At 62.2% G+C, this 25,126-nt stretch carries 22 protein-coding genes; 11 read left to right on the forward strand and 11 right to left on the reverse strand.

The genetic code is table 11. From position 1 onward, the window contains the following. The first annotated feature begins 141 nt into the window (after window positions 1-141). The 3 genes from dusA (at window position 142) to AAZU54_RS08585 (ending at window position 4,419) form a co-directional block, all read left to right on the forward strand. On the forward strand, window positions 142-1,122 hold the full coding sequence (dusA, locus tag AAZU54_RS08575) for a tRNA dihydrouridine(20/20a) synthase DusA (protein WP_434727004.1): 981 nt from the start codon (window positions 142-144) through the stop codon (window positions 1,120-1,122). A 305-nt stretch (window positions 1,123-1,427) separates the two neighbouring features. Further along, complete coding sequence (tal, locus tag AAZU54_RS08580) at window positions 1,428-2,354, forward strand: transaldolase (protein WP_434727005.1); 927 nt, start codon at window positions 1,428-1,430, stop codon at window positions 2,352-2,354. Window positions 2,355-2,529: 175 nt separating this feature from the next. Next, the gene (locus AAZU54_RS08585) at window positions 2,530-4,419 is read left to right on the forward strand and encodes an alkaline phosphatase D family protein (RefSeq protein WP_434727006.1); all 1,890 of its coding nucleotides are present in this window, start codon (window positions 2,530-2,532) and stop codon (window positions 4,417-4,419) included. Between the two features lie 114 nt (window positions 4,420-4,533). On the opposite strand, the gene rssC is transcribed toward AAZU54_RS08585, so the two are convergent. Then, window positions 4,534-5,016, reverse strand: a complete 483-nt coding sequence (gene rssC, locus AAZU54_RS08590) for an anti-sigma factor antagonist RssC (protein ID WP_186555062.1) — start codon at window positions 5,014-5,016, stop codon at window positions 4,534-4,536. Continuing rightward, window positions 5,013-6,197: a two-component system response regulator RssB gene (rssB, locus tag AAZU54_RS08595; protein WP_186555076.1), complete on the reverse strand. Its 1,185-nt coding sequence runs from the start codon at window positions 6,195-6,197 to the stop codon at window positions 5,013-5,015. Before rssB ends, rssC begins: the two co-directional genes overlap by 4 nt. A gap of 269 nt (window positions 6,198-6,466) precedes the next feature. On the opposite strand from rssB, the gene AAZU54_RS08600 reads away from it, so the two are divergent. Beyond that, window positions 6,467-6,766: a PilZ domain-containing protein gene (locus tag AAZU54_RS08600; protein WP_434727007.1), complete on the forward strand. Its 300-nt coding sequence runs from the start codon at window positions 6,467-6,469 to the stop codon at window positions 6,764-6,766. 138 nt (window positions 6,767-6,904) lie between these two features. Here the strand turns inward: AAZU54_RS08600 and AAZU54_RS08605 are convergent, their stop codons facing one another. Then, window positions 6,905-7,612 (reverse strand): MlaA family lipoprotein, encoded by a 708-nt coding sequence (locus tag AAZU54_RS08605; protein ID WP_186556354.1) that lies wholly within the window; start codon window positions 7,610-7,612, stop codon window positions 6,905-6,907. A 191-nt stretch (window positions 7,613-7,803) separates the two neighbouring features. Between AAZU54_RS08605 and AAZU54_RS08610 the strand changes: the two genes are divergently transcribed. Together AAZU54_RS08610 and AAZU54_RS08615 are read left to right on the forward strand one after the other, a co-directional pair. Further along, window positions 7,804-8,367: a phosphonoacetaldehyde phosphonohydrolase-related protein gene (locus AAZU54_RS08610; protein ID WP_312156430.1), complete on the forward strand. Its 564-nt coding sequence runs from the start codon at window positions 7,804-7,806 to the stop codon at window positions 8,365-8,367. Between the two features lie 123 nt (window positions 8,368-8,490). Further along, window positions 8,491-8,754 carry a DUF4404 family protein gene (locus AAZU54_RS08615; protein WP_186556352.1) on the forward strand — a complete coding sequence of 88 codons (264 nt, stop codon included), beginning with the start codon at window positions 8,491-8,493 and terminating at the stop codon, window positions 8,752-8,754. A 45-nt stretch (window positions 8,755-8,799) separates the two neighbouring features. Here the strand turns inward: AAZU54_RS08615 and queF are convergent, their stop codons facing one another. Both queF and AAZU54_RS08625 read right to left on the reverse strand, forming a co-directional pair. Then, window positions 8,800-9,630, reverse strand: coding sequence for an NADPH-dependent 7-cyano-7-deazaguanine reductase QueF (gene queF, locus AAZU54_RS08620; protein WP_405128794.1), 831 nt, complete (start codon window positions 9,628-9,630; stop codon window positions 8,800-8,802). 68 nt (window positions 9,631-9,698) lie between these two features. Further along, window positions 9,699-10,202, reverse strand: coding sequence for a cupredoxin domain-containing protein (locus AAZU54_RS08625; RefSeq protein WP_405128795.1), 504 nt, complete (start codon window positions 10,200-10,202; stop codon window positions 9,699-9,701). Between the two features lie 177 nt (window positions 10,203-10,379). Here AAZU54_RS08625 and AAZU54_RS08630 point away from each other — a divergent pair, with 177 nt between their 5' ends. Both AAZU54_RS08630 and AAZU54_RS08635 read left to right on the forward strand, forming a co-directional pair. Continuing rightward, entirely contained in the window at window positions 10,380-11,060 is a 681-nt protein-coding gene (locus AAZU54_RS08630) for a heavy metal response regulator transcription factor (RefSeq protein WP_186556349.1), read from the forward strand. Further along, complete coding sequence (locus AAZU54_RS08635) at window positions 11,060-12,403, forward strand: heavy metal sensor histidine kinase (RefSeq protein ID WP_312154311.1); 1,344 nt, start codon at window positions 11,060-11,062, stop codon at window positions 12,401-12,403. The genes AAZU54_RS08630 and AAZU54_RS08635 overlap by 1 nt, the downstream gene beginning before the upstream one ends. Before the next feature lie 31 nt (window positions 12,404-12,434). On the opposite strand, the gene AAZU54_RS08640 is transcribed toward AAZU54_RS08635, so the two are convergent. The 3 genes from AAZU54_RS08640 to AAZU54_RS08650 are packed head-to-tail and all read right to left on the reverse strand — an operon-like array spanning window position 12,435 to window position 15,680. Continuing rightward, the gene (locus AAZU54_RS08640; protein WP_186556347.1) at window positions 12,435-13,679 is read right to left on the reverse strand and encodes a lipoprotein-releasing ABC transporter permease subunit; all 1,245 of its coding nucleotides are present in this window, start codon (window positions 13,677-13,679) and stop codon (window positions 12,435-12,437) included. Between the two features lie 59 nt (window positions 13,680-13,738). Further along, the gene (gene lolD, locus AAZU54_RS08645) at window positions 13,739-14,422 is read right to left on the reverse strand and encodes a lipoprotein-releasing ABC transporter ATP-binding protein LolD (protein WP_186556346.1); all 684 of its coding nucleotides are present in this window, start codon (window positions 14,420-14,422) and stop codon (window positions 13,739-13,741) included. 7 nt (window positions 14,423-14,429) lie between these two features. Beyond that, window positions 14,430-15,680 (reverse strand): lipoprotein-releasing ABC transporter permease subunit, encoded by a 1,251-nt coding sequence (locus AAZU54_RS08650; RefSeq protein ID WP_186556345.1) that lies wholly within the window; start codon window positions 15,678-15,680, stop codon window positions 14,430-14,432. 93 nt (window positions 15,681-15,773) lie between these two features. Between AAZU54_RS08650 and AAZU54_RS08655 the strand changes: the two genes are divergently transcribed. Both AAZU54_RS08655 and AAZU54_RS08660 read left to right on the forward strand, forming a co-directional pair. Next, window positions 15,774-16,358: a PilZ domain-containing protein gene (locus AAZU54_RS08655; protein ID WP_186556344.1), complete on the forward strand. Its 585-nt coding sequence runs from the start codon at window positions 15,774-15,776 to the stop codon at window positions 16,356-16,358. A gap of 31 nt (window positions 16,359-16,389) precedes the next feature. Beyond that, window positions 16,390-17,112, forward strand: coding sequence for a glycerophosphodiester phosphodiesterase (locus AAZU54_RS08660; protein ID WP_186556343.1), 723 nt, complete (start codon window positions 16,390-16,392; stop codon window positions 17,110-17,112). 42 nt (window positions 17,113-17,154) lie between these two features. Here the strand turns inward: AAZU54_RS08660 and sthA are convergent, their stop codons facing one another. The 3 genes from sthA to AAZU54_RS08675 all read right to left on the reverse strand — a co-directional run bounded on the left by sthA (window position 17,155) and on the right by AAZU54_RS08675 (window position 21,508). Further along, on the reverse strand, window positions 17,155-18,549 hold the full coding sequence (gene sthA / locus AAZU54_RS08665; protein ID WP_186556342.1) for a Si-specific NAD(P)(+) transhydrogenase: 1,395 nt from the start codon (window positions 18,547-18,549) through the stop codon (window positions 17,155-17,157). Window positions 18,550-18,759: 210 nt separating this feature from the next. After that, entirely contained in the window at window positions 18,760-19,758 is a 999-nt protein-coding gene (locus tag AAZU54_RS08670) for an FAD:protein FMN transferase (RefSeq protein ID WP_186556341.1), read from the reverse strand. A 286-nt stretch (window positions 19,759-20,044) separates the two neighbouring features. Further along, the gene (locus AAZU54_RS08675; protein WP_186556340.1) at window positions 20,045-21,508 is read right to left on the reverse strand and encodes a glyceraldehyde-3-phosphate dehydrogenase; all 1,464 of its coding nucleotides are present in this window, start codon (window positions 21,506-21,508) and stop codon (window positions 20,045-20,047) included. A 168-nt stretch (window positions 21,509-21,676) separates the two neighbouring features. On the opposite strand from AAZU54_RS08675, the gene mfd reads away from it, so the two are divergent. Further along, window positions 21,677-25,126: a transcription-repair coupling factor gene (gene mfd, locus AAZU54_RS08680; protein ID WP_186556339.1), complete on the forward strand. Its 3,450-nt coding sequence runs from the start codon at window positions 21,677-21,679 to the stop codon at window positions 25,124-25,126.

Genomic DNA, 25,126 nt, shown 5'->3' on the forward strand with positions numbered 1-25,126 from the left:
TCCGTGTGCACCCCGTGTGCAAATTCTTGCTGACATATTATGGACGATATTTGTACCATTCAAGCCCTTCATGTGCACCCCGTGTGCACCAGCTGCACAAATCACGGTAAAATCACCTAATTTGAATTGCAAAATATCCTTATGAATCAACAAGTTATGTCACGCAAATTTTCCGTGGCCCCGATGATGGATTGGACCGACCGCCACTGTCGGTTCTTCCTGCGCCTGCTCTCCAAGCACACCCTGCTCTACACCGAAATGGTCACCACCGGCGCCCTGCTGCACAACGACGCCGACCGTTTCCTGCGCCATGACGTCTCCGAACATCCGCTGGCCCTGCAACTGGGCGGTAGCGTGCCGGCTGACTTGGCAGCCTGCGCGCGGCTGGCCGAGCAGGCGGGCTACGATGAGGTCAACCTCAATGTCGGCTGCCCCAGCGACCGGGTGCAGAACAACATGATCGGTGCCTGCCTGATGGCCCACCCGGCGCTGGTGGCCGATTGCGTCAAGGCCATGCGTGATGCGGTGGCGACGCCGATTACGGTCAAGCACCGCATCGGTATCAACGGGCGTGACAGCTATGCCGAGCTGTGCGATTTCGTCGGCCAGGTGCGCGAGGCGGGCTGCCGTAGCTTCACCGTGCATGCGCGGATTGCAATTCTTGAGGGCTTGTCGCCCAAGGAGAACCGGGAGATTCCGCCGCTGCGCTATGACGTCGCGGCGCAGTTGAAGGCGGACTTCCCGGATCTGGAAATCGTGCTCAACGGTGGGATCAAGACGCTCGATGAGTGCCGCACGCACCTGACGACCTTCGATGGGGTGATGCTGGGGCGCGAGGCGTACCACAATCCGTATGTGCTCGCCGAAGTGGATCAGCAGCTGTTTGGCAGTGACGCGCCGGTGGTTAGCCGCAGTGAGGCGATGGAGCGGCTGCGGCCTTACATCGTTGCGCATATCGACAGCGGTGGCGCCATGCACCATGTGACGCGGCATATTCTCGGGCTTGGCCAGGGCTTCCCGGGGGCGCGGCGGTTCCGCCAGTTGCTGTCGGCGGATATTCACAAGACTGACGCGCCGTTGGCGGTGCTGGATCAGGCTGCTGAGCTGTTGCAAGGTCGCTGAGCTAGGGTACTGCCATAGAGGAGTGGGGGCTGGGCTGGCCTCTGCGCGGCTCGCGCAATGAGCGCATCAAGCAAGCGGACGGAACCCTGGGCGGGGTTTTGACTCGAAGCTTCACCTTTCGTATAGCCTGGGGATCTCGGTACGGCCGTCGATCCCGAGGCTGGTACTCAGCCCATCGCGGGGCACGCCCGCTGCTACAGGGTTTTGCGTGAATTCGCGATGGTTGTGCCTGACACTCTGACGGCCCTTGAGCGGCCGTCGGGGGTCGGGTAATGTCGAGTCATTGCACAGGACAGAGCACGCCCATGACCTCCAAGCTGGAACAACTCAAGCAGTTCACCACCGTGGTCGCCGACACCGGGGACCTGGACGCCATCACTCGGCTCAAGCCGGTCGATGCCACCACCAACCCGTCGCTGCTGCTCAAGGCCGCAGCCATCCCTGGCTATGCCGATCTGCTCAAGCAAGTGAAGGCCGACAGCAAGGGCAATGTCGACCTGGCCTGCGACAAGTTCGCCGTGGCCGTGGGCGCGGGGATTCTCAAGGTCATTCCGGGGCGGATCTCGACTGAAGTCGATGCACGGCTGTCGTTCGATGAGCCTGCGCTGCTGGCCAAGGCCCGTCAGTTGATCGAGCTGTACGATGGCGCTGGCATCGGCCGCGATCGCGTGCTGATCAAGCTGGCCTCGACCTGGGAAGGCATTCGCGCCGCCGAGAAGCTGGAGAAGGAAGGCATCCAGACCAACCTGACCTTGCTGTTCTCCTTCGCCCAAGCCCAGGCCTGCGCCGATGCCGGGGTGTTCCTGATCTCGCCGTTCGTAGGACGGATCTACGACTGGTACAAGAAAAGTACCGGCAAGGAGTACGTCGGCGCCGAAGATCCAGGCGTGCAGTCGGTCACGCGTATCTACGACTACTACAAGACCAACGGTTACAACACCGTGGTGATGGGCGCGAGCTTCCGCAACATCGGCCAGATCGAGCAACTGGCTGGCTGCGATCGCCTGACCATCAGCCCTGAACTGCTGCAACAGCTGAGCGATGATCAGGGCGAGCTGCCGCGCATCCTCAAGCCTGGCAATCAAGGCGAGGCCAAACAGCAACTGAGCGAGAGCCAGTTCCGCTGGGCGATGAACGAAGATGCAATGGGTACCGAGAAGCTGGCCGAGGGGATTCGCCAGTTCGCCCGGGACCAGGAAAAGCTGGAAGCACTGCTGGCAGAAAAAGCCTGATACAAATCGGGTTTGCCTGACGGGCGCAAAGTGCCGAGCATCTTGCGCCCATTGCTTACAAGTCTGGATGTTGTGTTGAATTTGCTGACCTCTTCGCGGGCAAGCCCGCTCCTACAGAGACTGCGCGTTTCCTGTGGGGGCGGGCTTGGCTTGCTGCTACCCATTTGAGCTGTCGATGACACCCTCTGCCGATCTCCTCCCCCACGTCTTGGCCGGGCCTGTGCTGCGCCGCCTGGAACCCCAGCGCCTGGCCATCTGGCTGGTCGGTTCGCAACCGCTTGATCCGCGCTTTATTCTCGACTGCCCAGGCATCCAGGCGAGCGTTGACTGCCAAGTGATTGCAATGGGTACGCACGCATTCGTACACCTGCTGGATGTCCACTTCGACACCCCGTTGCCGTGCAACGTGGCGATTGAATACGACCTGCAGTTGAGCACCGGTGAAGGCATTGCCGCCTGGGCGCCGCACCTGCTGTATCCCGGCGCCAGCCGGCCAAGCGTGGTCTTGCGCGAGCGGATCGAACAGCTGCTCCACGGCTCGTGCCGTAAGCCTCATCATCCGGCTGCCGATGGCCTGCTCTGCGCCGACCGGCTACTGCAAGACTGCGCCAGCCCCGAGCAGCGCCCTGCCCTGCTACTGATGAGCGGCGACCAGATCTATGCCGACGATGTCGCCGGCCCAATGCTGCGCGCCATCCATCGTTTGATCGAGCGCCTAGGCCTGTTCGAGGAAGCGCTGGACGGCGCCTTGGTCGACGACAGCACAGCGCTGTATCGCCATCCAGCTTGCTATTACCACCGCGCCGACCTGCTGCCGGCTCAGGAGAGCAACGAGAGCCTGCGCGAACGCTTCTTCGGCGGCAAGCGCAAGCCGATTTTCTCTTCGAGCAACGCCGACAACCACCTGGTGACCTTCGCTGAGGTGATGGCGATGTATCTGTTGGTCTGGTCGCCGACGCCGTGGGCGCTGGTAGACATGAATATGCCCGAGGGCCTCACCAAACAGCGGCAGGCGCGCTACCACGCAGAGCTGCCGCTGATCGAAGCCTTCGCTGCTGGCCTTGGCCAAGTAGCACGGGTAATGGCGCACCTGCCCTGCCTGATGATCTTCGACGACCACGATATTACCGACGACTGGAACCTTTCCGCGCAATGGGAAGAAACGGCCTACGGCCATCCCTTCTCGCGACGGATCATCGGTAATGCCTTGCTCGGCTACTTGCTCTGTCAGGGTTGGGGCAACGATCCAGATAGCTGCAAAGAACTGGTCGAACACTGCGCGACGCTGGGCGATAACAGTGTTGAGCGGCATCTGAACAAACAGGCTCAGGACGCCCTGATTGGCGAGCTGCTGCGCTTTCAGGGCTGGCAGTACGATCTGCCGAGCAATCCGCCGCTGTTGGTGCTCGACACCCGCACCCGGCGCTGGCGCAGTGAAAGCAGCCTGAAAAAGCCTTCCGGCTTGCTCGACTGGGAGGCGCTGAGTGAACTGCAGCAGTCGCTGCTCGATCACCCGTCGGCGATTATCGTCTCACCGGCGCCGATCTTCGGGGTAAAGCTGATCGAAACCGTGCAGCGGGTATTCAGCTGGTGCGGTTATCCGCTACTGGTGGATGCGGAAAACTGGATGGCCCACCGCGGTGCTGCGCAGGTGATCCTGAATATCTTCCGCCATTCGCGCACACCGGGGCATTACGTGGTGCTGTCGGGGGATGTGCACTATTCGTTCGTCTATGAGGTGATGATCCGCCATCGCCAGCGCAATCCGGACCTGTGGCAGATCACCAGCAGCGGGATCAAGAACGAGTTTCCCAAGCGTTTGCTGGATGTGCTCGACAGGCTTAATCGCTGGCTGTATTCGCCACGCTCGCCGCTCAACTGGTTTACCAAGCGGCGCTTGATGGAAGTGGCGCCGCGCTTGCCGAGCCGCAGTGAGGCTGGCGAGCGCTTGTGGAATAGCGCCGGCCTGGGGCAGGTGTTTTTCAATGCACAGGGGCAACCGGAGCGGGTGTTTCAGTTGAATGCCGATGGCTCGACGGCGAATGAGTTTGTCCGGGATCAGTGAGCCTGGCGGACTGGGCGCTGATTGAGCTGATGCCTTCGCGGGGCAAGCCCGCGCCTACAGGGGCGCGGTGATCACAGGATGTGGATTGCCGCGATCATGTGTGAGCGGCTTTAATCATGAACGCTCCAGCGCGCTCACCAGGTCATGGAACGCTTCACGGTTGGAATCGTTCAGGCCCATGAGAATCTTGTGCGCCTCGAGCACCTTGGACCGCACTACGTCTTCGTTCTGGTCCTGCGATGGCAGGTCGGTCAGGCACTCTGGGCAGGGTACTGGACGATCGACGATGTTGAACACCTGATCGAACCCCATCGACTGCAACAAGCGCGAGATATCCGGGTTGGTGGTGACCACGGTCGGCAACAGGCCGACCTTCTGCCGGGACAGAATGGACAGCTTGGCCAACAGGCCCAGCGTGGTGCTGTCGATACTTTCGGTCTCGGTCAAGTCGATGACGATGGCCGAGAAGTTCAGCGCAGTGAAGATCTTCTCGATCGTCGCATCCAAGGCCGAACACAGGGTCAGGCGCACTTCACCGACGAATTTCAGTACGAAGGTACCGCTCTGCTCGGCGAACTGGATTCTACCGGTACTCATTGAAGGTTCCTGCTCAACACCAATAGGGCGATATCATCCGGCATCTCCCCAAGCGTAGCCAATCCGAAACGTTGGCGCAGCCCATCCAGGCTGCCACCCGCTGCTTTGACGATATCCGGCAAGGCAGCTTCTTTATCTTTGAGCGTGTCCCCCGGCAAAAGGTCCAGTATGCCGTCCGACATCAGGCTGAGGCTGAACTGCTCGGGCAGCTCGATGACCACATCCTGATAGGTCGCCTCTTCGAACAAGCCAACCGGTAGACCGCGGCCCTCAAGGTAGCGGGCCTGACCTGGGGTGTACAGCACCGGCAGCGGCAGGTGGCCACCGACGGCGTAGGTCAGTAGACCCGTATCCTGGTCGATCACGCCACCGACCATGGTCACATGCTTGCCCAGCTTGCAGTTGATCAGCCCACGGTTGATGTGGCTGAGCACTTCCGAGGGTTTGAAATCACGCATCTTGCCGCCGCGCTTGAATTCGAACAGCAGGCGGGTGGTCATGAATTTCAGCAGGACCGTGACAAACGCCGACGAAGCGCCATGGCCGGAGACATCTGCCAGGTAAAACGCAATGCGCCGATCATCCACGCGGAAGTAATCGGAAAAATCACCCGACAGGTACAGCGAAGGGATGATCTGGTGCTCGAAGGCGAAGTCATCCACCACCCACGGGCTCTCGGGCAGCATGTTCATCTGCACCTGGCGCCCGGCGGTCTGGTCTTCCTGCAACAGGTGCAGGCTGGCCTCAAGCTCGCGGTTGGCCGCTTCCAGCTTGTCGCGGTAGCGCTGGTTTTCCAACACCAGGCGTGAGCGATCGAGGGCGCGGCGCACCGAGTGTTCGAGGACGGCGAGGTCTTCGAGCGGCTTGATCAGGTAATCGGCAGCGCCCAGGCGCAAGGCCTCGACGGCGTCGCTCATGACACCGGCACCGGACACCACGATCACCGGCAACTGCGGGGCCAGTTCGCTGATCCGACGGATCAGTTCGAGGCCGCCCATCTGCGGCATGCGCAGATCGCAGATCACGAGATCGGGCTGGTGTTCTTCGAAGACCTGAAGCCCCTGCTGGCCATTGCCGGCCTGAAGGACGCTGAAGCCACTGTCTTCCAGATAGGCGGCGAGGCTCGCACGGACCACGTCGTCGTCATCGATGATCAGCAGCGTTGCACTGGTTTTCTGCATGTGGGCGAACGGCGCCGGATTGGGTTGGCGTAGGATCGTCATAAAAAGCGACGAGCACTACTGGAATACTCTTTGGCTGCTCTACTCTTTGAGTTGTAGGACAAGAACCCTTGTCCGGCAACCAGCAGAGGTGCCCTGTAAGGCGCAGACGGTACTCCCATCCGCCAGGCGTTTCAAGCATGCGAGGGTCGGGTCCAGTGCACTTTACCGGGCAAATTACCGAGAGTTATAAGAAACCCGTAGAACGCAACCCGATGAAAGGATCATGCATGCACCAGACACCCAGTAATCACAGCGAAAAGCGCGATTTCATCCGCATGCGAATCGATGCCCAGGTCAGCCTGCTGCATGCTGGCCAGGTGATTGCTGCGGTATGCGTGGACCTGTCCAGTGGCGGCATGCAGATCAAGGCCCCGCAACGCTACCAGGTGGGCGACCAGATCGAGGTGAGCATCGACTCCGACCACCCGGCGCTAAAGGGCTTGCACGCCAGCACCGAGGTAGTGTGGATCGCCGATCAGCCCGGCGGCCAGCAGAAGTTCGGCCTGCGGATTCTGGCCATGCATTGAGCTGTTAGGAAAAAACTGGGGCCGCTTCGCAGCCCTTCGCGGGCAAGCCCGCTCCCACAGTGTTCGGCGCTGTACTGGTGGGAGCGGGCTTGCCCGCGAAGGGCGGCGAAGCGGCCCCAGTTTCACAAAATACTGAGATCAGAAGTCGTCTTCGACTTCGCCATCCTTGACCTTGAACTCGCGATTCTGCAAGTACGCGTTGCGGATGAACACGTACTTGTCGCCGCTGATCAGCTTCTCGGCCGACAGCAGGCTGGCGCGGGTGTCGATGATGTCCACGGGAATGATCGAGTTGCGCGTCGGCACGTGGTCGATGTAACGGTAGGGTTCGGTGTAGGTGTCAGGATACTTGGCCAGGCCATCGCGCACGGTGCTTGGGCCAAGCAGTGGGATCACCACATACGGGCCGCTGGCTACGCCCCAGTAACCCAGGGTCTGGCCGAAGTCTTCGTCGTTGCGCTGCAGGCCCATCTTGGTGCCGACGTCGAAGAAACCGCCCAGGCCAAAGGTGGTGTTGACGATCAACCGCGCGGTATCCACGCCAGCCGCATGCGGCTTGAGCTGCAGGACATTGTTGGCCAGGTTGGTGACATCGCCCAGGTTACGGAAGATGTTGTGAATGCCGTCTTCGAGAAACTGCGGGGTGATCGCCTGGTAACCCTGGGCCAGCGGCTTGAGGGCATAGGTATCAAGGGTGTCGTTGAACCTGAAGATCGGGCGGTTGACCGCCTCCCAGGGATCTTCTTCGGTCGCCGCCTGGGTGGCCGCCACGGGCGCCAATAGCAGGCTGGCGCAGACACAGGCGTGGGTGATTCGCTCGATCACTCCGGCACCGATCCTATGCATAGATGTTTCTCCATCGGATTTCACGGTCGCAGGCGCCTTGGCGCGCTGCTTAAGAAGGCGACAGTATAAAGGGTCGCTGGCTGATAAACACCTTTACACATTATTGCTCAACATTTTGTGAACATCTGTTGCGAAGTCATCCCACGGTAACAATCGACGCATAGCCTGCGCAGTATTTCAGGGACGTTACCATGCACGACGCACCCGCCTTCACCGCTGTGCTCTTCGGCTTGCGCAGCTGCCTGGTCCAGCCAGCCGAGGGCAACCCCCTCCCGGCCCCCGGAGCCCTGCAAACCCTAGCCGGCTTGCGTCAGCAACACATTCCCTGCATCTGGCTCGATGAACTCAACACCTCGCAAAGCGAGCAATTGGCCAGTGTGCTGCCGCAGTGGCTACCGGGGCAGCTGACCGCCTCCCCCCCTTGGCCTGCGCCCAATGCCTGCTGGCAAGCGCTGATGCAACTGCAAAGCCAGCAGTTGGACGGTTGCGTGGTGGTCAGCGGCGACCCGCGCTTGCTGCAGTGCGGGCTCAACGCTGGGCTGTGGACGGTAGGCCTGGCGGCATGTAGCCCCTCGTGCGATCTTTCCTCGACCCAGTGGCAAGCCATGAACCCGCAAGATCGCGAGCTAGCGCGAGGCAAGGCGACCCTTGAGCTGTTCAGCCTGGGCGTGCACTCGGTGATCGATCATCTGGAAGCACTCGATACCTGCCTGGCGGACATCGCCCAACGTCGGCGCAAGGGCGAAAAACCCTGACACAGGGTGATTGACGCGGATCATGCAAAGCAGCGGCGAGTGGATTACGCTTGAAGACAGGTGAGAACCTTTGCCTAGTTGCCGAGGTCCATGCTTTGCCAAGCCATAGAGGGAGAACACCCAATGCCTGCCCGCGAACTGCAAGAGCGGCTGAACAGCCTGCGCGAGCAACTGGATCGAAATGTGCCGCTCACAGAAGAAGAGTTGGCCGCGCTGTATGAAGAAGCCAGACAGATCGAAGCTCAGTTGAAGCTTGAGGAAGCTACGCCGGACAACAACCTGGCTGATGGTTTCCACCTGGCGGTCGAGCGCTTTGAAGTCGAACACCCGGACCTGACTGCCACCCTGCGCAGTATCGCCAATAGCCTGCACAGCATGGGCATCTAGGCCCGGGTCAACATTATACGGGGCCGCCAAGCGGCCCCCGCACTGTCACTGACGAACCAGTCGCAGATTGCTCGGACTGATCGCCCCAGTGCTGCGATACGGGTTGATATCCAAGCCCCCCCGGCGCACATAGCGCGCATACACGGTCAGATACTCAGGCTTGAGCAAGCGCTTGAGGTCCAGATAGATCCGCTCCACACATTGCTCATGGAAGTCTGCATGCTGGCGGAAGCTGACCAGGTAGGTCAGCAGACTGGCATGATCCAGCGCAAGGCCCTTGTACTCCACCACCACGCTACCCCAGTCAGGCTGGCCAGTGACCGGGCAGTTGGATTTGAGCAGATGGCTGTGAACCGCCTCCTCCACCACCCGCTGCGGATCGCACTGCAACAACTGTGGTTGTGGCTGCTCGTAGTTGCTGATCGCCACATCCAGCCCATCGATGCACTGCCCCGGCAGCGCCACCACGCCCTCACCTTCAACCTCAGCCAGGGTGCGCACGCGCACCGCTACCGGCTTGCCAGCCGCCGCTGACAGGTCCTTCTCAAGGCACGCCTGCAGCTCATCGGTAGAGGCGAAAACCGTCTGGTTCAGCGAGTTGAGGTACAACTTGAACGACTTGGACTCGATGATATTCGGTGAATCTGCCGGTATGGCGAACTCGCCGATGGCCACCACTGGCTTGCCCGAAGGCAACAGCCAGGACAGCTCGAAGCAGTTCCAGTAATCGACGCCCTGCCATGGCAGGGCATCGCCACTGACCCCAAGCTCGGCCCACTTGGCCAGGCGTGGGATGGGGAACAGCAGCGATGGGGTGTAGGTAGAGATGTATTCGCTGGACTTGCCCAGCGGAGAGTGTTCGGCTGCGGGGTGCATGGAATCTGACCTGAAAGTTCGAAACTGCAACTAGTCTACCGGTTTTGCACCCCGCCTTGGGCAGCAAGTCACTCGATGGTCAACGGCCCGACCATGCCAGCCTGGTAGTGACCGGGCACGTTGCAGGCGAATTCGATCGGTGCCGAGGTGCGGAAGGTCCAGGTCAACTCGCCGCGCTGCCCCGGCTGCAGCAGTACCGTATTGCCTCCCGCATGGCCGTGCTCGCCATGGGCCATTTGGTTGTGGTCCATGCCCTCGTGATTCATCCCGGCGGTGAACAGCTTGCCCTGCATGGCGATCATCTGTTTCTGGTGCTCGACGTGCATGGCCTTGTCGCCCAGGTTGAACTCGTGGGGCAATTGGCCTTGGTTGATGAGGACGAAGCGCACCGTTTCACCGGCTTTTACCTGCAGGCTTTTCGGTTCGAAGGAAATGTCCTTGAGCACGACCTCGACGGTGCGCGTGGCCTTGGCTGCCGGGGCTGGCTCGCCAAAGGCGAAGCCGTGGCTGCTATCAGCCAGCACAGGCAGGCTGAACAGCGCAAGAGCGGCGGCAATGAACGGGTGTTTCATATCTACTCCGGGGGTTACAGCGATGATGAGGCGACTTTATGGGGCAATGACTGGCAGCTAGCTGACGGGAAGATTACAACTTTGTCAGCTTGGGCGAAGGGCAAAACCATCACGTATCATTTCCGCACGCCAGCGCATCCAACCGGGCGATGGGCTTCAACTTGAGAAGGACCGTGCATGAAACTGCTGATCGTCGAGGACCAGGCCAAGACCGGCCATTACCTGCGCCAGGGCCTGAGCGAAGCAGGCTTCGCCACCGAGCTTGCCGCCGATGGCGAAACCGGCCTGCACCTGGCGCTGACCGGCGATCACGCGCTGTTGATCCTCGATGTGATGCTACCTGGCCGTGACGGCTGGCAGATCCTTCAGGCCGTACGTCAGGCGGGCCTAGAGACGCCAGTGCTGTTTCTGACCGCGCGCGATGCCGTGGAAGATCGGGTGCACGGCCTGGAACTCGGCGCGGACGATTACCTGGTCAAGCCGTTTGCCTTCTCCGAGCTGTTAGCGCGCGTGCGCAGCCTGTTACGACGCGGTGCCAGCCCCAGTTTGGACACCACGCTGACCCTCGCCGACCTGCGTCTGGACCTGATTCGTCGCCGCGCCGAGCGCGCCGGCCAGCGCATCGACCTTACCGCCAAGGAGTTCGCCCTGCTCGAACTGCTGTTGCGTCGCCAAGGCGAGGTACTACCCAAGTCATTGATAGCTTCCCAAGTCTGGGACATGAATTTCGACAGCGACACCAATGTCATCGAAGTCGCCATCCGCCGCTTGCGCCTGAAGATCGATGATGCCCATCGCAACAAGCTGATCCACACCGTGCGCGGCATGGGCTACGTACTTGAGGAGCGCCAGGACTGATGCGCCGATTGTCGCTGGGCAGCCGTCTGGCCCTGCTGTTCGCCGCCTGTACCGCGGCAGTGTCATTGACTGCCGGGCTGTTGTTCAGCCATGCCAGCAAACACCACTTCGTCGAACTCGACCAACAACTGCTCGGCGCCCGTCTGTCGCAGCTGCGCAGCCAACTGGCTGGGGTCGACTCGGCGGACAAACTGGCCGCCAGACTGCCAGCGCTGCGCGGTGAGCTCAGCCACCAGGCCGATCTCGCGCTGCGTATTCGTGGCGCCGAAGGCGAGCTGTGGTTCCAGAGTCGCCCTGGGCTGCCAGAGGATGCTGTACAACCTGGCCTAGCCACCTTGCGTGCCGACAGCGTCGATTACCGCAGCCTGTCCGTGCCGCTCGATGAGCACGCTGAGCACGCCGCGCAACTAACCCTGTTCCTCGACATCACCCACCACCAACATTTCTTGCAGGGCATGCAGCGACTGATCTGGCTCACCGTCGGCCTGTCGGCACTGGCCACCGCCCTGCTCGGCGCCTGGGCTGCGCGGCGCGGGCTACGACCGTTAAGGCAGATCGGCGAAGTGGCGGCGAGCGTCAGTGCCCACTCCCTGACCACGCGCCTGCCGGTGGCGCAGATGCCCGAAGAGTTGGCGCAGTTGGCCAGCACGGTGAACGCCATGCTGCAGCGGCTGGATGACGCCTTCCAGCGGCTCTCGGCATTTTCTGCCGATATTGCCCATGAGCTGCGCACGCCGCTGTCCAACCTGCTGACCCACACCCAAGTCACCCTGACCCGTCCACGCAGCCTGGAAGAGTATCGCGAAGCGCTGCATGGCAACCTCGAAGAGCTGCAGTGGATGGCCCAACTGGTCAACGACATGCTCTACCTGGCCAAGGCTGACCATGGCTTGTTGATGCCCAACCGCCAGCCGCTGGAGTTGGCTGCGGAGGTCGATGCCCTGCTCGACTACTACGCTGCGCTGGCCGAGGAAAGCGACGTGCAACTGCTACGCGAGGGCGCGGCGACGATCGAGGGCGATCGGCACATGCTGCGGCGGGCGCTTTCCAACCTGCTGGACAATGCGCTGCGCTTCACCCCTCAAGGAGGCACGATCAAGGTGAGCTTGACGGCGGGGTTGAGTATCACGGTGGCCAATACCGGGCCTGCGATTGAGGCGGGGGCGTTGCAGCGCTTGTTTGATCGCTTCTACCGGGCTGATCCTGCGCGACGAGAAGGCAGCAGCGAGCATGCGGGCTTGGGACTGGCGATTACCCGGTCGATTGTCCAGGCGCATGGCGGGGGGATTCGGGCGGAATGTGAGGGTGGCTGGACGCGGTTTGTGATCAACCTACCGGGATGACCGGGGCCGCGGTAAAGCGGCCCCCAACCCATCACTCGTAACGCAGCGCCATGGCCGGCTCGATTTGCGAAGCGCGGTACGCCGGATAGATAGTCGCCAGGAAGCTCATCACCAACCCTGCCGTGCAGATAATCGCCACATCCGCCCATTGCAGCTGCGAAGGCAGGCTGCTGATGAAGTACACATCGGATGTGAAGATATGCTGGCCACTGACCCGCTCCAGCCAGCCAACGATCTGGCTGACGTTTAGGGCGGCAATCACCCCAAGCACGCCACCGATCAAGGTGCCGACAATACCGATCAAGCTGCCCTGGACCATGAACGTCCCCATGATTTGCGCAGGCGTGGCGCCGATGGTGCGCAAGATGGCGATGTCCGAACCCTTGTCGTTCACCACCATCACCAAGGTGGCGATGATGTTGAACGCCGCCACCGCGATGATCATCATCAGCAGCAAGCCGATCATGGTCTTTTCCATCTTCATGGCGCTGAACAGGCTGCCTTGGGTGTGCGACCAGTCATCAGCGTGATAGGCCGCCCCCAGCTGCGCAGCAATTGCCTTGGACACCTGCGGCGCGGCATACAAGTCATGCAACTTGAGCCGCACGCCCTGCACGCTGCCCGGTGCCCAACGCTGCATCTCGCCGGCATCGGCGACGTTGATGTAGGCCTGCGAGCCATCCAGTTCGGCGCCAACCTTGAAGATGCCAACCACGGTCAGGCGCTGCATGCGCGGGGTGATACCGCCCGGCGCCTTGCTGATCTCAGGAACGATCAGGGTGAGTTTGTCTCCGGTATTGAGGCGGAAACGTCGCGCCGTCAGCTCGCCGATGACCACGCCGTATTCACCCGGCACCAGGTCTTGCAGGCTGCCTTGGACGATGTGCTGACCCACGATGGAAACCTTGCCCTCTTCGGCCGGGTCGATACCGCCCACCTGAATCGGCTGCATCGCGCCCTTGTAGGACAGCATGCCTTCCATTTCGGTAATCGGCGCCGCGGCGATCACTGCCGGGTTCTTCAGCGCGGCATCGGCGACTTTTTGCCAATCATCCAGCGGTTGCACGCCAAGGATGCTGGCATGCGGCACCAAGCCGAGAATGCGCGAGCTCATCTCACGCTGGAAGCCGTTCATCACCGACAGCACCACGATCATCGCCAGCACGCCCAGGGACAGGCCGATCATCGAGGTCATGGAGATGAACGAGATGAAGTGATTGCGGCGCTTGGCACGGGTGTAGCGAGCACCGATGAACAAGGGCAAGGGTCTGAACATGTACGAGAACACCCAAGAAAAAAGTTGCGGGGCGGTTTATCCCGCCCCGGGCAAGCGACTCAGATCGCCACCAGGTGGCCGTCTTCGAGCTTCAATACGCGGTCCATCTGACGCGCCAGGTTGAGGTCGTGGGTGACCACCAGGAAAGCGGTTTGCGAAGCGCTGGAAAGCTCTTGCATCAGCTCCTGAATACCTTGGGCGGTGTGGTGGTCGAGGTTGCCGGTCGGCTCATCGAGCATCACCAGGCCTGGCCGATTGACCAGCGCCCGGGCAATCGCCACGCGCTGACGCTCACCACCGGACAGTTCAGCCGGCTTGTGGCTCAGGCGATGGCTCAAGCCCACGCGCTTGAGCAGCGCTTCAGCCCGCTCGCGCGCCTCCGGGATCGGCGTGCGACCGATCAGCAGCGGCATGCAGACGTTTTCCAGAGCGGTGAACTCGGCCAGCAGGTGGTGGAACTGGTAGACGAAGCCCAGCGCACGGTTGCGCAGCAGGCCGCGGGCGCGCTCACCGAGCGCCGACAACTCCTCGCCGGCCAACCACACGCTGCCCTGGCTTGGGGTATCAAGACCGCCGAGCAGGTTGAGCAAGGTACTCTTGCCCGAACCTGAGCTACCGACGATGGCCACACGCTCGCCGGGGTGCAGCTCCAGCTGCAGATTGGCCAGCACCTGCACCGACTCCGGGCCCTCGTCGTAGGACTTGCCCAGGTTGCGGCAACTCAGAACGGCTTTATCACTCATGCGCGACTCACTCATAACGTAGCGCCTCTGCAGGCTGGGTGCGGGCCGCACGCCAGGCCGGGTACAGGGTGGCGAAGAAACTCAGGACCAATGCCGCGCCACAGACCTGCCAGACGTCCTGGGCCATGATCTGCGACGGCAGGTAATCGATGAAGTACACATCGGCGTTGAGGAACTTGTGCCCGATCAACGTCTCCAGGCCGGCGATCGCGGCGCTGACATTGAGTGCGGCGATGATGCCGACGACGGCGCCGATCAAGGTCCCGACCACGCCGATGACCGTACCCTGGACCATGAAGATGGCCATGATCTGCCCGGGCGTGGCGCCGAGCGTACGCAAGATGGCGATGTCGCCTTTCTTGTCGTTGACCACCATCACCAGGGTAGAAATGATGTTGAACGCCGCCACCGCGACGATCAGCAACAGCAGCAGGCCGATCATGGCCTTCTCCATGCGAATCGCCTGGTACAGGTTGCCGTGGCTGCGGGTCCAGTCGCGGGCGTAGAACTCCTGGTCGCCCAGGCGCTGAGCGATATCCCAGGCAACCCGTGGAGCCTGGAACAGGTCGTCGAACTTCAGCCGCACACCCTGGACCTGATCGGGCTTCCAGCGGTGCAGGCGGGACAGATCGGCAATATTGGTCAGCCCCATATAACCGTCGATCTCGCCAGCGCCGACGTGGAAGGTGCCCACCACGGTAAAGCGCTTCATGCGCGGGAACATGCCGGCCGGCGTCACGCTGACCTCGGGGGCGACGAAGGTCAGCTTGTCGCCGATGGCAACGCCCAGTTTGGCGGCGGCCTTGTCGCCGATCATGATGCCCCACTCGCCCGGCGCCAGCTTGTCCAGGCTACCTTCGCGAATGAAGTTGTCGATGATCGACACCTCCCGCTCACGGGCCGGATCGATGCCATTGAGCAGCACCTTGGAGACTTTGCCGTCGTGGGTCAGCAGGCCCTGCATCTGGGTGAAGGGCGCCACCGCCAGCACTTGCGGATTCTGCTTTACTTGTTGAGCAAGGGCCGGCCAATCATTGATCGGTTGGCCGCTCTCAAGTGTGGCGTGAGGGATCATGCCAAGCACGCGGGTACGCATCTCGTGATCGAAACCGTTCATGACCGAGAGCACTACGATCATCACCACCACGCCCAGGGCGAGGCCGATCATCGAGGTCAGGGAAATGAACGAGACGAAGTGATTGCGACGCTTGGCACGGGTATAACGCGTACCGATGAATGCGAATAGAGGTCTGAACATGTCGGGGCTTGTTCGGATGAAAGGGAACGTCCTTGTGGCGGGGCGCCTACGGCGGCTTTACACTCGGACCACCGCCGTAACCTTGGGTTCGCCATGACGACATTAGACGATGAAGATCGCCGCGAATACTACCGCATCGAAGACAGGATCGCACTGGAAATCAGCCCCTTGAGCGCGGCTGAGGCCCTTGAGCCAGAACTGTTGCAGGATGATTCGCCGCTATTCAACCTGCTCAGCGAACTGCACCTGTCGGACTTCGAATCCCAGCACCTGCTACGCCAGTTGAGTGACAAAGACCGCACCCTCGCCGCGTTTCTGCGCGCCCAGAACAAACGCCTCGATCTGCTCAGCGCCGTGGTCGCCCAAACCCTGCTGGGCGAAATCGGCCAACCGCACCGGGTGATTCTGTCCGAAGGCGGCATCGAGTTCGCCCAGGCCCAGCAGATCGACCCAGGCACTCGGGTCAAAGTGAAAATGGTGCTGATGCCCCGCGCCCATGGCCTGCTGCTGCGCGGCAGGGTCACCCACTGCGACCTGCGCCCGGATGGCGATTACGAGGTCGGCACCGAATTCATCGACATGACCGATGCCCAGCGCCAACTGCTCGCCCGCTACATCTTGCAGCGCCAGCAACAGCAACGACGCCAGGCGCTGGAACAGAACGATCCCGCCCCCTGAGCCCTGCTCTTTTTGATTTGAAGGAACGAACGTGACCCTGATCTACGGCCATCGCGGCGCCAAGGGCGAAGCGCCCGAAAATACCCTGACCAGCTTTCGCAAGTGCTTGTCGCACGGCGTCAACCGCTGCGAGCTGGACCTGCATCTGTCGGCCGACAACCAGCTGATGGTGATCCACGACCCGACCCTCAAGCGCACCACCGGCCGGCGCGGCAAGGTGGTCGAGCACATTGCCGCCGACCTTGCCACCTACGACGCTCGCAAGGGCGGCCCAGGCCATGTCCAGCCGTGCCCGATTCCTCGTCTTGAGGAGCTGTTCGAGAAGTGTGATTTCGAGCATTGGCAGCTGGAGGTCAAGAGCGCCTCGCGCACCCGCGCCGCCAGCACTGTGCTGGCGATCCGCGAACTGGCCCAGCAATACGGCCTGCTGGACAAGATCACCATCACCTCGAGCTCGCGCGAAGTGCTCGGCGCCGCCCTGGAGCTGGTCCCGGACGTGTCGCGTGGGTTGGTCGCCGAATATGCCTGGCTCGACCCGCTGAAGGTCGCGCAGAACTACAACTGCCAGATGCTGGCTCTGAACTGGACGCTATGCACCCCAGAGCGCCTGATCAAGGCCCAGCGCCAGGGGTTGCACGTGTCGGTGTGGACGGTCAACGAGCCGGCACTGATGCGCCGACTCGCCGACTTTGGCGCTGATAGCCTGATTACAGACTTTCCCGGTTTGGCCAAGACCACCCTTGGGAAGGACTGAACCCGCACTCCCCGACCGGCTCAGGCCACCGGCCGGAGCCGCTCAAAAAAGCCGGTTCAGGCCGTCGTAGGCCGCTACCCGATAGGCTTCGGCCATGGTCGGGTAGTTGAAGGTGGTGTTGACGAAGTACTTCAGGGTGTTGCGCTCACCCGGCTGATCCATGATCGCCTGGCCGATGTGGACGATCTCCGAAGCCTGGTAGCCGAAGCAGTGCACGCCGAGGATCTGCAACGTCTCGCGGTGGAACAGGATCTTCAACATGCCTTGCGGCTCGCCGGCGATCTGCGCGCGGGCCATGCTCTTGAAGAACGCCTTGCCGACTTCATAAGGCACTTTGGCCTGGGTCAGCTCCTGCTCGTTCTTGCCGATCGAGCTGATCTCCGGAATGGTGTAGATGCCAGTCGGCACATCGTTGACGAAGCGCCAGCTGCCGTTGTCGACAATGCTGCCGGCCGCCGAACGACCCTGGTCGTGGGCAGCGCTGGCCAGGCTCGGCCAGCCGATCACGTCACCCGCGCCATAGATGTTCGGCACGGTGGTGCGGTAAGCCTCGTCGACCTCGATCTGGCCACGGCTGTTGACCTTGATGCCGATGTTTTCCAGGCCCAGCTTGTCGGTGTTGCCGGTGCGGCCGTTGCACCACAGCAAGGCGTCAGCCTTGATCTTCTTGCCCGACTTCAGGTGCAGGATCACCCCATTGTCCAGGCCTTCAACCCGCTCGTACTCCTCGTTATGGCGCACGGTGATGTTGTTGTTACTGAAGTGGTAGCTCAGCGCCTGGGAGATTTCCGAATCGAGGAAGCTCAGCAGCTGGCCGCGGTTGTCGACCAACTCGACCAGTACGCCCAGGCCGCTGAAGATCGAGGCGTATTCGCAACCGATCACGCCAGCGCCATAGACGATCAGCTTGCGCGGGGTGTGGCTCAGGCTGAGGATGGTGTCGCTGTCGTAGACCCGTGGGTGATGGAAGTCGATATCGGCCGGGCGATAGGGGCGCGAACCGGTGGCGATGATGATGTGCTTGGCGACCAGTTTCTCGACCACGCCATTGGGGCAGACCACTTCGACGGTCTGCTCGTCGGCGAAGCTGCCGGTGCCGAAGAACACATCGACACGGTTGCGCGCGTAGTAGCCGGTGCGCGAGGCGACTTGCTTGGAGATGACCTTCTCGGCGCTCTTGAGCACGTCCGGGAAGGAGAACCAGCGCGGCTCACCGATGGCACGGAACATCGGGTTGGTGTTGAACTGCATGATCTGCCGCACCGAGTGACGCAGTGCCTTGGACGGGATGGTGCCCAGGTGGGTGCAGTTGCCGCCGACTTGGCGACGGCTATCGACCATCGCCACCTTGCGCCCTGCTTTGGCGGCGTTCATTGCCGCACCTTCTCCGGCCGGGCCGGAACCCAGCACCACTACGTCGTAGTTGTAGACAGCCATGCGTACTCCTTCAGAACTCGCCCGCCGGCCACGGTAGCCGCGGGACTCGATCATGTCGCCGGGGCGCCATGAGAAAATTCGGGTGCAGTCTAATCAAGCGTGAACGCCGCGCACATTAACCCTTGGTCGCGTCGTAGGCCATTTTTGCCTGCACTACATTGTCGTTATCGTTCACCGATTCCCTGGCGCCGATCATCCCTGCCTACGCTTTCACTCGCCTTTCACTGCCCGCTCGAAGCTGGGCGTAGCCTGAGAGACGAAGCCACCCTCGACCCGGGTCACCAGAATCGCGGCGATGTCATGGGCGACGGCGTAATCCCAGCCACGCTCCGGCCCCATGATCAACAACAAGGTCGAATAGCCGTCGGCTTGCAGCGCCGAGGCATCGAGCACGGTCACCGAAGCCAGTTCATGTTCGACCGGCCGCCCCAGGCGCGCGTCGAAGGTGTGTGAATAGCGCCGGCCATTCTCCTCGAAATAGTTGCGATAGTCACCCGAGGTCGACACGGCCAGGCCATTGACGCTGATCACCTGGCGGGCGATCTGGCGGTCTGCGCGCGGCAGCTCCAGGGCGATGCGCCAGGGCCTGCCATCGGGCTTGCGCCCTACTGCCTTGAGCTCCCCAGTAGCTTCAGCGAGGAAGTTGGCGATGCCCATAGCAGCCAAGCGCTGGGCGATCAGGTCGACGGCATGGCCGGCGGCGATGCTGTTGAAGTCGAGTTCTACTGCGCCCTCCTTGCACAGCATGCCCGGTTCGCGGCGCAGGTGCTGGTAGCCGACGCGCTGGCGGGCCTGGGCCAAAGCGTGCGGATCAGGAACCCGCTCATGACGGGCTTGGGGGCCAAAGCCCCACAGGTCGAGCAAGGGTTCGACCGTGAGATCGAAGGCGCCAGCGCTCTGCTCGGCCAGGTGTTGGCCGAAGTCGACCAATTCAAGCAGGTCGGCGGGCATGGCCAGGCACTGATTGGCGGAGAGCTGATTGAACTGACTGACGGTGGAATCGCTGCGGTAGGTGGAGTAGTGCTGGTCGATGTCGTGCAGGATCGCTTCGACGGCTTGGCGGACCTGCTCGGGGGGCGGGCCATCGGCTTCACGCACGTACTGGATGCTGTAGCTGCTGCCCATGGTCGGTCCGCTGAGGCGCTCCAGGGTTGAGCGCTGGTCGCAGGCGCCAAGCAGTAGCAGGGTGAGCAGGAGCGTTGCGCGCATTCATTGAGTCTCGGTTGTCTGGGCCGGCGCTATCGCGGGGCAAGCCCGCTCCCACGTATAACAACGCAAGCTGCGTGGGCGCTTAGGCTCCCACGTATAACAACGCAAGCTGCGTGGGCGCTTAGGCTACGTGGGAGACTAGGCTACGTGGGAAACTAGGCTGCGCGGGAGCGTGCTGCGTGGGAGCGGGCTTGCCCCGCGATAGCGCCAGCACAGACACCACAATAGGCTGGACAAAAAAACGGGAACCCGAAGGTTCCCGTTTTTTCATTGCCTTACAAGCGAATCAGCGTGGAAACGCTGGCGGGTTCACACCGGCCATGTCTTCCATCACACGAACCACCTGGCAGCTGTAACCGAATTCGTTGTCGTACCAGACGTACAGAACAACGCGGTTGTCATTGCAGATGGTCGCTTCAGCGTCCACTACACCGGCGTGGCGCGAGCCTACGAAGTCAGTGGAAACCACTTCCTGCGAGCTGACGTAGTCGATCTGCTTGTGCAGCTCGGAGTGCATGGCGGTCTGGCGCAGGTACTCGTTGATCTCTTCGCGGCTGGTGCCCTTCTCGAGATTCAGGTTGAGGATGGCCATCGACACGTTAGGCGTCGGAACGCGGATCGCGTTACCGGTCAGCTTGCCCTTGAGCACTGGCAGCGCCTTGGCAGCAGCAGTGGCAGCACCGGTCTCGGTGATAACCATGTTCAGCGGCGCGGCGCGGCCACGACGGCTGCCCTTGTGGAAGTTGTCGATCAGGTTCTGGTCGTTGGTGAACGAGTGAACGGTTTCGACGTGACCATTGACGATGCCGTACTGGTCGTTGATCGCCTTGAGCACCGGCACGATGGCGTTGGTGGTGCAGGAGGCGGCGGAGATGATCTTGTCATCTGCGCTGATGTCGCCATGGTTGATGCCATGCACAATGTTCTTCAGCGCGCCTTTGCCAGGAGCGGTGAGGATCACGCGGGCAGCGCCCGGGCAAGCCAGGTGCTGGCCGAGGCCGTCAGCGTCACGCCATACGCCGGTGTTGTCGACGATCAGGGCGTTTTCGATGCCGTACTGGGTGTAGTCGACTTCGCTTGGGTTCTTCGCGTAGATAACCTGGATCAGGTTGCCGTTGGCGGTGATGGTGTTGTTGGCTTCGTCGATGGTGATGGTGCCATCGAACGGGCCGTGCACCGAGTCACGACGCAGCAGGCTGGCACGCTTGACCAGGTCGTTCTCGGCGCCTTTGCGCACGACGATGGCGCGCAGACGCAGGCCGTCGCCACCACCGGTTTTTTCGATCAGGATGCGCGCCAGCAGGCGGCCGATGCGGCCGAAGCCGTACAGGACAACGTCGGTGCCTTTGCGCGCCGAGGCGTTCTGTTGGCCAACCACGTCAGCCAGCTCTTCGCGCACGAACTGCTCGGCGCTGCGGCCATTGCCTTCGAGCTTGAACTTGTTGGCCAGCTTGCCCAGGTCGACCGAAGCGGCGCCCAGTTTCAGCTCGCTCATCGCTTTGAGCAGCGGGAATGTCTCGTGGACGGACAGCTCGGTCTCGTCGCTCTGACGGTGACGCGCAAAGCGGTGGGCTTTGAGGATCGAGATAACCGAACGGTTGATCAGGCTGCGGCCATAGATCGAGCTCACCACGTTGTTATTGCGGTAGAGCTGACCGATAAGCGGGATCATCGCTTCAGCAAGCGCTTCACGATCGATCCACTCACCAAGACACTGGTCGGGCTTCTGAGTCACGGGAACCTTCCACATGTAGGGGGAGAAAAAAGGGGCTACATTATGACGCCCCACAGCGTATCGGGCAATGAGCGCCTGTCGCCGTCGCCACACCGCGCTGTTCTGGCCCTCGCGAGCCTGACAGCCGGCACTGGCGTCGGTACAATCGACCTCTTTGCCGCAACGCTTGGAGTGCAATCTCCCGTGTCAGTTCTGCGCCTACCGCAAATGTCGGCCACAGCCGGCAAACAAACCTGGGGCAACCTGCCCGGTGCCGCCCTCAGCCTGGCCATCGCCGAGGCCGCCAGCGGCGCCCGCCGGTTCACCCTGTTGCTGACCGCCGACAGCCAGGCGGCCGATCGTCTGGAGCAGGAGCTGCGCTTCTTCGCCCCGGACCTGCCGGTGCTGCCGTTCCCCGACTGGGAAACCCTGCCCTACGACCTGTTCTCGCCGCACCAGGACATCATCTCCCAGCGTATTGCCAGCCTGTATCGGCTGCCAGAGCTGGATCACGGCATTCTGGTCGTGCCGATCACCACTGCCCTGCACCGCCTGGCGCCGACGCGGTTCCTGCTCGGCAGCAGCCTGGTGCTGGACGTTGGCCAGACGATTGACGTCGAACAGATGCGCACCCGCCTGGAGGCCAGCGGCTATCGCTGCGTCGACACCGTCTACGAGCATGGCGAGTTCGCCGTGCGCGGGGCACTGATCGATCTCTACCCGATGGGCAGCAAGCTGCCCTACCGGATCGACCTGTTCGACGACGAAATCGAGACCCTGCGCACGTTCGACCCAGAAACCCAGCGTTCGATCGACAAGGTCGACTCGGTGCGCCTGCTGCCGGCGCGCGAGTTCCCGATGCAGAAAGAGGAAGTGACCCGCTTCAAGGCGCGCTTTCGCGAACGCTTCGATGTCGATTTCCGGCGCAGCGCGATCTTCCAGGACTTGGCCAGCGGGATCATTCCGGCCGGCATCGAGTATTACCTGCCGCTGTTCTTCGAGGAAACCTCGACCCTGTTCGATTACCTGCCGGCCGACACCCAGGTGTTTTCGTTGCCGGGCGTCGAACAGGCGGCGGAGCACTTCTGGAATGATGTGCGTGGGCGCTATGAGGATCGCCGCGGCGACCTGACCCGCCCGCTGTTGCCGCCAGCAGAGTTGTTCCTGCCGGTCGAGGACTGCTTCGCCCAGCTCAAACAGTGGCCACGCGTGGTGGTCAGCAGTGACGACGTCGAGCCCGGCGCCGGCCGCGAACGGTTCCCCGGGCGCGCCCTGCCCAACCTGGCCATCGAAGCCAAGGCCAACCAGCCTCTGGCGGCGCTGGCGAACTTCCTCGACCAGTTCCCTGGGCGGGTGCTGTTCACCGCTGAGTCGGCAGGCCGCCGCGAGGTGCTGCTGGAGCTGCTCGAACGCCTCAAGCTACGGCCACAGACAGTCGAAGGCTGGACCGATTTCGTCACCGGCAAAGAGCGCCTGGCAATCACCATCGCCCCACTCGACGACGGCCTGCTGCTGGACGACCCGGCCATCGCCCTGATCGCCGAGAGCCCGCTGTTCGGCCAACGGGTGATGCAGCGCCGCCGCCGCGAAAAACGCGGCGAAGCTGCCAACGATGCGGTGATCAAGAACCTTACCGAGCTGCGCGAAGGCGCCCCGGTGGTGCACATCGACCATGGCGTAGGCCGCTACCTGGGCCTGGCGACGCTGGAAATCGACGGCCAGGCCGCCGAGTTCCTGACCCTCGAATACGCCGAGAACGCCAAGCTGTATGTGCCAGTGGCCAACCTGCACCTGATCGCCCGCTACACCGGCAGCGATGACGCCCTGGCGCCGTTGCACCGCCTGGGCTCGGAAACCTGGCAGAAGGCCAAGCGCAAAGCTGCCGAGCAAGTGCGTGACGTCGCCGCCGAGCTGCTCGACATCTATGCCCGCCGCGCCGCGCGCAAAGGCTATGCCTTCGCCGACCCTGCCGCCGACTACGCCACCTTCAGCGCCGGCTTCCCGTTCGAGGAAACCCCCGACCAGCAGAACGCCATCGAAGCGGTGCGCGCCGACATGCTCGCCGGCAAGCCGATGGACCGCCTGGTCTGCGGCGACGTCGGCTTTGGCAAGACCGAAGTGGCCATGCGCGCCGCTTTCATCGCCGTGCACAGTGGTCGTCAGGTGGCCGTGCTGGTGCCTACCACCCTGCTCGCCCAGCAGCACTACAACAGCTTCCGTGACCGCTTCGCCGATTGGCCGGTGACGGTCGAGGTGATGAGCCGCTTCAAGTCGGCCAAGGATATCGCCAGCGCCGCTGCAGACCTCGCCGAAGGCAAGATCGACATCCTCATCGGCACCCACAAGCTGCTGCAGGACGATGTGCGCTTCAAAGACCTCGGCCTGGTGGTGATCGACGAAGAACACCGCTTTGGCGTGCGTCAGAAAGAACAGCTCAAGGCCCTGCGCAGCGAAGTGGATATCCTCACCCTGACCGCCACGCCTATTCCGCGCACCCTGAACATGGCCGTGGCCGGCATGCGCGATCTGTCGATCATCGCCACCCCGCCGGCGCGCCGGCTGTCGGTGCGCACCTTCGTCATGGAGCAGAACAACAGCACGGTCAAAGAAGCACTGCTGCGTGAGCTGTTGCGTGGCGGCCAGGTGTACTACCTGCACAACGATGTGAAAACCATCGAAAAATGCGCCGCCGACCTTGCCGAGCTGGTTCCCGAAGCTCGTATCGGCATCGGCCACGGGCAGATGCGCGAGCGTGAGCTGGAACAGGTGATGAGCGACTTCTATCACAAGCGCTTCAATGTACTGATCGCCTCGACCATCATCGAGACCGGCATCGACGTGCCCAGCGCCAACACCATCGTCATCGAGCGTGCCGACAAGTTCGGCCTGGCCCAGTTGCACCAGCTGCGCGGTCGGGTCGGTCGTAGCCACCACCAGGCCTACGCCTACCTGCTCACGCCCGCCCGGCAGAAAGTCAGCAGCGACGCCGAGAAACGCCTGGAGGCCATCGCCAATACCCAGGACCTGGGCGCAGGCTTCGTGCTGGCCACCAACGACCTGGAAATCCGTGGTGCCGGTGAGCTGCTCGGCGAAGGCCAGAGCGGGCAGATCCAGGCAGTGGGCTTTACCCTCTACATGGAAATGCTCGAGCGCGCGGTCAAGGCCATTCGCAAGGGCACCCAGCCAAACCTTGAGCAACCTCTGGGCGGCGGCCCGGAGATCAACCTGCGCCTGCCGGCACTGATCCCCGAGGACTACCTGCCCGACGTGCACGCCCGCTTGATCCTGTACAAGCGCATCGCCTCGGCGGCCGACGAAGAAGGCCTCAAGGACCTGCAAGTGGAAATGATCGATCGCTTCGGCCTGCTGCCAGAGCCGACCAAGAACCTGATCCGCCTGACCCAGCTCAAGCTGCAGGCGGAGAAGCTCGGCATCAAGAAAGTCGACGGCGGCCCCAATGGTGGCAAGATCGAGTTCGAGGCCCAGACGCCGGTCGACCCGCTGACCCTGATCAAACTGATCCAGGGCCAGCCCAAACGCTACAAGTTCGAAGGCGCAACCCAGTTCCGCTTCCTGGTGCCGATGGAACGCCCCGACGAACGCTTCAATACCCTGGAGGCGCTCTTCGAGCGCCTGACCCCACAGACTGCCTGA

The sequence above is a fragment of the Pseudomonas sp. Je.1.5.c genome (genome assembly GCF_051129895.1).
Classification (GTDB): domain Bacteria; phylum Pseudomonadota; class Gammaproteobacteria; order Pseudomonadales; family Pseudomonadaceae; genus Aquipseudomonas; species Aquipseudomonas urmiensis.